Origin of the sequence: Collinsella sp. TM06-3, assembly GCF_003436395.1 — a bacterium.
In the GTDB taxonomy this organism is placed as follows: domain Bacteria; phylum Actinomycetota; class Coriobacteriia; order Coriobacteriales; family Coriobacteriaceae; genus Collinsella.
Genome location: NZ_QSPG01000023.1, coordinates 23,632 through 30,994, shown reverse-complemented (window position 1 = coordinate 30,994; position 7,363 = coordinate 23,632). Strand labels below are relative to the sequence as shown.

The window sequence follows — 7,363 nt, the reverse complement described above, 5'->3', positions numbered from 1 at the left end:
ATGAATGTGGGAGGTGTTCGGATAAAGTCGATAATCAAGGGGCCATCAATAAGTGTGGATACTCAGAGCGTGGGTTTGACGAGGCCCAAGTTTGAAGATACTATTATGACAGTGATTAGGGTCCAGAAACTTTCGATGCCTGGAACCGGAGGGGAGCCTGCGGGTTCCCCTTTTATTTTTCGGGAAGAGCGACGATGCCCAAAGAATTCCTCACCTACCAGCAGCAGATGGAGAAGCTCAGAAGCTCCGGCCTCAGAATCGAGGATGAAGAGGTTTGCCGGAGGGTCCTTGCGGACATCGGCTATTTCCCGGTCGTGAACGGTTACCAGTCGTTTTTCCGAGACCCGAGCACCCGGGTATACCGCGAAGGCGCCACTTTTGGAGACATTTTAGCGCTTTACGAGTTCGACGTAGAGCTCAGGGAGATAATGCTCGATGCACTGCTCAAGGTCGAGGCGAAGATCAGGTCGGCGCTGGCCTACGAGTTCTGCGCTGCATATGGCGAGTCCCAGAGTAAGTATCTAGACGCCCGCTGCTACGCGACATCTAAGGGCGCGAAGCGTGTTCTCCCGAAGCTGCTGAACATGTTTGAATATATCGCCAACAAGGATACCAGCCATGAATACCTCGCCTACTACCGCAGGGCATATAAGAACGTGCCGCTGTGGGTCACTGTGAACGCCATGACCTTCGGACAGATTTCAAAAATGCTCACGGCACTTAGGGACAACGAGAAAGCCAAAATCGCCAAGAGATTCGGGGTCGGAAATCCAAAGGAACTCTCTTCGTTTATCCGCGTGCTCGCCCTTTACAGGAACGTCTGCGCGCATGGCGAGCGCCTCTTCTCCCACAGGTGCCACGTAGAGATTCCTGACACGACCTTGCACGCCAAGCTCGGCATCGAAAAGATTGGGCCGGATTACGTTTGCGGCAAGGTAGACGTCTTCTCGGCAGTGATCACCCTTCGATACCTCCTGCGCGACGACGAGTTCAAGGCATTCAAGGCTAAGCTCGTCAAGTGCGTTAACGGATACTTGTCATTGGATGAGAGCATCGGCGAGGAGCGCCTCCTTGAGGCCATGGGGTTCCCAGCCGAATGGAAGAAGATAACCAGGTATAAAATTTAAGATTGACCCACCTAAAAGCAAAATGGCTTAGGATCGACTATGAGAATGTAGTAATTTGCGCTGGCTGCTTCTTCAGCTTTACACAACTTGCATTATCCGAATCCTGTTTCATGAATTGCGCGCGGTTATTTGATGCCAAAAAGACGTTGAAGTGTCAGAAGGCTCAAATCTCAACAAAACAAATAATCAGCAGTTTAAGTCTTATGGGAATAATTCAATTCGCATCACGCTGCATCTAATCTGTTCTTTATTCTCGGATGTAAACACAAAGGAGGCAAACATGCTTTGGAGCTATGTTCAGCTTGATGGCACCCAGTTTGCCTACTCGGAAACAAGAGAAGACGGGACGGTTCGTGTGGCTGTCGAGCGTCCGGTTGATTTTGGCTTTGACCACGCTGAATGCTACTTGCCTACGGTCAAGTGGTTTAGCGTCGAAGGATTTACTGTTGATGACCTCAATTTCTTGACCGAGATCGTTAGATCAAACGCCCCGTTTATCTTCGAGCTTGCAGAACGGCAAAAAACCAGACCGGCGGTTTCGGCGCTGGCCCCCTGACGTTCTACTGTTAATCGCCCAATTGAGACATGATTTCACTTGATTACATATCATCCGCGGTATGCCGCGTGCTGGCTCAATACGACGTCAGCGAAGCATATTTATTTGGTTCGTTTGCCCGAGGCGAGCAAACGCCCGATAGCGATATTGACTTTCGCCTAGTCTGCGGCAACACCATGACGTTCGGCACGCTTTACGAACTCTCCCATGAGCTCGAGAGGGAACTTGGGCGAAAGGTTGATATCGTCACCAACCCACCAGAGCACATGCGCCCGGCATTCCGCAAAAGCATCGAGCAAGATGAGGTGCGTGTCTATGAAGCTCTGTAAGCAGGACGAGGCGTTAGTGCGCTCCGGCGTGATCAGCAAGTCTGAATTTTGTCGCATACTTCCGGACTCGGCGAGCCTTAGAAGCCAGTATTGAACTCAAACTCGGTTCCAGACACCCTCTTGCTATTTGAATATAGGTATCGCTCTAGCGATAGTATGTTATACTATCGCTAGAGCGATACCTGTTAGGAGACTCGCGTGGAACTGTGGCATGGTTCTCAGAAAATCATTGAGGCTCCCCAGCTTGGCCTGGGGAAAATCCATAACGACTATGGACAGGGATTCTATTGCACAGAGAGCCTCGACCTTGCAAGGGAATGGGCATGCTCTCGGGATGCCGATGGCTTTGCGAATCGCTATGAACTCGATATAGCCGATCTCAAAGTTCTCGACTTGCTATCGCCGCAATATTGCGTCCTGCATTGGATAGCGTTGCTCGTTGAGCATCGTTCTTTTCGCAAAGATACCGCCATTGCCGCGGGGGCGTGCGAATATCTCCATGATCACTTTCTACCTCAGACGAGCACTTGCGACGTAATAAGGGGGTGGCGTGCGGACGACTCGTACTTTAGCTATGCCAGAGCTTTTGTAAACAATACGATCACCGTCGATCAGCTTGGACGATCTATGAGGCTCGGTAACCTGGGGGAGCAGATTGTGCTCAAAAGCGAGCGTGCGTTTAAGAGCATTCGTTTTGCTGGATTTGAACGTGCGCAGCAAGCACTGTATGGTCCATTGGCCAAGAAACGAGATGAAGCGGCAAGGGCGCAGTATCGGGAGCTCCTTGCCGAAAACCCGTTTGAGGGAATACGTATCGTCGATATCATTCGAGAGGGGATGACGGGCGATGACCTACGCCTACAGTGAGATGTATCTCGAGGATGCAATGAGAACGCTGGGCGAGGCGGTCGATTTTGCCCTCTGTGACCAAGGGCTGACTCCAGCCGAGTTGACGGCGATCATGTCGAACGCTCTTGAGATGAAACAGTTTGAGCGCGGTATGCCTCGCGTCGTCTGCGGCATGACGGGCGACGAGCTCGCGCGCGATATTATCGCCCATGCGGGACTGACCCCCGTCAGATGTAGGGAGACCTATCCGTTCGACCGTTCGCCTCAGTATTGGGCGGGGTGGGTTATGGCCTATACGCAATGGATGAGCAGCTTGGGCTTTAATAAGCTACTCGAAGTCGCTCCGCTCGATTGGATCATCGGCTCGTACCATCCACTCCACGAGGCCTCCGAAGATAAATTCGCCCAGATTGTCATCGAAAAATGGAACAACGCCCAAGCGGACAAAAAGGGCCTCAAGGCGGCACGAAAGGCTGCCGGACTAACGCAAAAACAGCTCGCCGCCCAATCGGGGGTTAAGCTTCGCGCCATACAACTCTACGAGCAGAACCAGCTCGACCTACGCCGCGCCTCGGTTTCCTCGGCATTGGCGCTTGCAGACACCCTAAACTGCACCATCGAAGACCTCGTCTGGCAACCGATTGCTCTGGAGTACGACTCGCAGGCTATTTCGTCTGTAAAGCTATAGAGGAGTCAGACATGCCTTGGAGCCATGTTCAACAAGATGACGGCGCTGATTGCGTTGCTCAAGAAGATCATTCAACTGCGCACGTGGCAAATTCAGCATCACCGATTTTGCTCGGCGGCACCACGTCAATCGACGAAGCTATTCGGCTGACCATTTCGAACATGCCCAACGCGCTCAGGCTCTTGGAGAACTCATGATGGCGGACACGAAGCGGGGAGCGCATCCGTTCGCGCCGCTCGTGCTCGATGATGCCGGTTCGCTCGAAGATATGGCCGCGGCCGTGATGCGCCTGCACAGCACGTTGATGACGGTCGGGCGCTGCTATACAACCGACGCCACAGGCGACCGGGCCGCGCTTGAGCTTGGACGCGTCGAGTCCGTGCTTGCGGGTGCATTCTGTACGATATTCGGTCAATCGCCGGCCGATCGCTTCACAGACATCTTTGACCAGGTCACCTACGTGGCCGAGCACATGGTCAAGGACCACATCTTTGAAGACGGTAACAAACGAACCAGCCTTGTCTTTGCGTTGTCCGTCTTAAGGTTCGCAGGCACTCCGGTCGTGCTGTCTGACAGCCCCGAACCAAAGGACAACCAGTACTACGCCTGGATCCAGGACCTCGTTTCCAGTCGCCGCACGAACAGCGAGCTAGCCGAAGAGCTGCGCTGCGGATTCGTTGCGGGCACGGGCGATCTGTCGCTCGTATAGAATCTAAGCATCCGCACGCCGGTTAATGAATTGATTGGACACCACATGGAGATCCCCAGCACTCTGTGCAGCAATGTGTACGACTTCGCGTTTTGCCCCGAGCCCTGCTACGACCGCTTGGTCGACCTCGCCGACCCCGAGGACTGGGGTCCCGGCAATCGCATCCTCAAAAACTACCTGTCGTTTTCGTTTAGCCGCGCGGTGTTCCTGACCGAGCGCGACGTAAACCAGACCGCGCCGTCCAACCTGCCGCTGGTGTTCGACGACGACCGCTGCCTGTTCAATACCGGCTTGTACACGCGCCGCTACGAGACCATCTACGGCCTGTTTGAGCCCAACACCAAGCCCGACGCGCGCCAGCGCTGGTTTTTGAAGGGCTTCATTAAGGAAAGCGACCCCATGCTGGTCTCGTTTGAGTACCTGCCGTGCCGCGTGCGCTTTGCCGAGGACCCCTCCGAGCTGGTCTTTGACTACCGCCTGCCCATCCGCTCCAACATCGACCACATTCTGGGCGACGAGGAAAACCTTACGCGTATTCCCGCCAGCCTGATGGGGAAGGGCAACTCGCTGCTGCTGCGCCGCGCCTTTGAGGGAGCTGTCGTCGAGGCCGCCCGCCGCGCCGCAGCCAACTACACGCTCGCCGTGCCGCAGTTCTACGGCGGTCGGATCCAGCTGCTGCTGCCGCTGTGCCTGACCGGCGACAAGCCCGAACTGGCGCTGACCATCCAGCGCGAGGACGGTTTCTACGCAGCACGCACCTGCCTCACACTCGACATGGCCTACAACAACGCTCGACTCATTTGCCGCCCCGAGACCTCGTGGATAAAGCGATAAAGGGTGGTTTAGCTGCTGTTTTACCCATTGCTTTGGTTGCTTTGGCTTGGCTAGCACTCACTCACGAATTTAAAATCGAGGGCAAAAAGTTCTTGGTAAACCACGTACGGCTATGATAGTATCTCTTTTGCCGAAAGGCGACGGGCGATTGGCTCAGGGGTAGAGCATATCCTTCACACGGATGGGGTCACAAGTTCGAATCTTGTATCGCCCACCATCAAAAGCACAGGTCAGAGGTATTAAGCCTCTGGCCTTTTTCTATTTGACACCAAGGGTGACACCAAAACTGACACCAAATTTTCGATTTTTATTAGCATGGGGTCCTATTTTTTATTGATCGCAAACCCTTCATAGTTCCTACATATTGAATATAATTTTCGTTCGTTGACCAACTATAGAGTGACGTCGTCGAACATTTTGAAAATGGTTCACGCGCTCTTTCAATGAATTCTTTGCATGATTCATACGCAATTGTGGAGAAAAAGACCACTGGCTCACAGCTCGTACCAGCACATTCACGCCTCGTGACAACCTTTCAACACATCCCATCCATTTTTTGGTCAGCGTTTGGTCAGCTTCCGGTACTTACCCGCATGATGCCCCAGTAGATAATCGTCCACGACCACAACCGCATGGCCTACGGCCGATACCAGGGGAGGCGCAAATGGACGAAATCGTCTGCGCAAACACCGCATTCCGCTATTGGCGCTGCCCACCGCAGGTGCGCGACCTCTACCCGCGCATACCCAGCTCCGATGACGGCTGGCGAGCCCTATCCCAAGCCCCTTTCGTAACCGACGTCCTCAAGACGCCAGTCATCACAGCAGCATCAACACGAAGCAACCTGCATTCCGAGACAAGACGGACCATCCGATGGAACAGCGCCTATACAGAGAAAGTTTCCATCGACACGGGTATGGGCTTTAGCGTCACAGACCCTCTTAATACGCTATTCACCATGACTCGAAGCGTTTCTTCATGCGACTTGGTTCTGGCTATGTACGAGTTTTGCGGATGGTTCTCGGTTTTTAAACCATCGCCCGCGGTCGACATGGCACTTGAGCAGGCTAAATCAGAAGAAGAGCAGTACACCACAGAAAGTCTGTTTGAACTAGACGAAACACAAGACGAGGCCCCATGGAAGCGAGTCTATGCTCAGAAGCACCAGAAGGATAATGATAATAATCAAAGTGGGCAGCAGGATAACGGATCCGGAAATAAAGCTAACGGAAAGGGCACATCGCTCTGGATGAGAAAGCCTCTTATTGAAATAGAAGAACTGCACAGATTTGCAGCGAAGGTTAGGGACGGGATGTGGGGAAAGCAATTCTACGAAGCCGCACAGCAGGTAATGGGTATTGCTGCATCCCCGCTAGAAGTTGCTGGAATAATGTTGCTAAGTCGTCCGAGGCGTGCTGGCGGAGCGGAGTTTAAATACATATACGTCAACGACTTAACACCGCTGTCGAATTCAGCTCGGAAAATCGCAGGTCAGAAAGTCTGTTACGGCGATATCGTCATCGTAAACCCAATAATAATGAAAGCTGTGATTATCGAACTTCAGGGAGAGGTTATCCATGGTTCAGGCGCCGTGCTGGACCACGATGCCGCACGAATGACAGCATTACAAAGCATGGGATACGACGTATTTCTTGTAACCCATGACATGCTCAATGATCACGATCAGCTTGATGCCATCATTCACAGTGTGTGTGAGCGATTGGAGTTGCGCTACAAACCAAAAACCGAGGCGATGAGATGCGCTGAGACCAGATTGCGAGCCAACGTTCTGTGCAATTGGCTTGGTATTGGTAAGTAATAATGTTCAAGTGAGCATTATTACTACTTTATATGCTGCAGTAATTAAGTGCCATTTTAAAACCACGCCGGTTTACTACGTTGGATTGGGGGTAGCTGAGCACACCGAATTCGTCGCTCGTAAAACCGCAGGTAGAATGCCTGCCCGTTTTGCGAATGTAGGCGTGTGGTCGGAAATCCGGGAATCGTCGTAGTAAACCGGTCCGTTTATGAAGCGACCAGCTGGCGCGAGCTGCGCACGGTTCAGTAAATTGACCCGAAGGCGCGGAGAGGGGCTCAGACGAAACCCTCCCGCGGAAGCACCGCGGATTGCTTTGTTCTGGCCGGCGGCACCTGGGGCGCGCCCCGCGGGCTATTTCGGGCATCGTGTGTCCCTTCGGCCCCGCGCCGTTCCACGCACCGTAAAATCTTTTCCAAAATTGTCCTTGCATCGTGGTCCGAGTTCCCGTATAG

Annotated in this window: 9 protein-coding genes and 1 tRNA gene; all 10 read left to right on the top strand. The window is 53.2% G+C overall.

The features are described 5' to 3' along the window. Positions 1-194: 194 nt before the first annotated feature. Entirely contained in the window at positions 195-1,127 is a 933-nt protein-coding gene (locus DXD56_RS08515) for an Abi family protein (protein ID WP_117640896.1), read from the top strand. A 280-nt stretch (positions 1,128-1,407) separates the two neighbouring features. Beyond that, positions 1,408-1,683, top strand: a complete 276-nt coding sequence (locus DXD56_RS08510) for a hypothetical protein (protein WP_117640895.1) — start codon at positions 1,408-1,410, stop codon at positions 1,681-1,683. 29 nt (positions 1,684-1,712) lie between these two features. After that, on the top strand, positions 1,713-2,012 hold the full coding sequence (locus DXD56_RS08505) for a nucleotidyltransferase family protein (RefSeq protein WP_117640894.1): 300 nt from the start codon (positions 1,713-1,715) through the stop codon (positions 2,010-2,012). Positions 2,013-2,210: 198 nt separating this feature from the next. After that, a complete protein-coding gene (locus tag DXD56_RS08500) occupies positions 2,211-2,879 on the top strand; it encodes a DUF3990 domain-containing protein (RefSeq protein ID WP_117640893.1) in 669 nt (222 codons plus the stop codon). Further along, a complete protein-coding gene (locus tag DXD56_RS08495) occupies positions 2,860-3,549 on the top strand; it encodes a helix-turn-helix domain-containing protein (protein WP_117640892.1) in 690 nt (229 codons plus the stop codon). The genes DXD56_RS08500 and DXD56_RS08495 overlap by 20 nt, the downstream gene beginning before the upstream one ends. Before the next feature lie 11 nt (positions 3,550-3,560). After that, positions 3,561-3,746: a hypothetical protein gene (locus DXD56_RS09980; RefSeq protein ID WP_147325201.1), complete on the top strand. Its 186-nt coding sequence runs from the start codon at positions 3,561-3,563 to the stop codon at positions 3,744-3,746. Continuing rightward, complete coding sequence (locus DXD56_RS08490) at positions 3,746-4,258, top strand: Fic family protein (RefSeq protein ID WP_158549386.1); 513 nt, start codon at positions 3,746-3,748, stop codon at positions 4,256-4,258. Before DXD56_RS09980 ends, DXD56_RS08490 begins: the two co-directional genes overlap by 1 nt. Before the next feature lie 45 nt (positions 4,259-4,303). Next, the gene (locus DXD56_RS08485; RefSeq protein WP_117640890.1) at positions 4,304-5,092 is read left to right on the top strand and encodes a DUF3825 domain-containing protein; all 789 of its coding nucleotides are present in this window, start codon (positions 4,304-4,306) and stop codon (positions 5,090-5,092) included. 142 nt (positions 5,093-5,234) lie between these two features. Then, positions 5,235-5,309, top strand: a tRNA-Val gene (locus DXD56_RS08480). A 447-nt stretch (positions 5,310-5,756) separates the two neighbouring features. Continuing rightward, entirely contained in the window at positions 5,757-6,911 is a 1,155-nt protein-coding gene (locus DXD56_RS08475) for a hypothetical protein (protein ID WP_117640889.1), read from the top strand. The last annotated feature ends 452 nt before the right edge of the window (positions 6,912-7,363 follow it).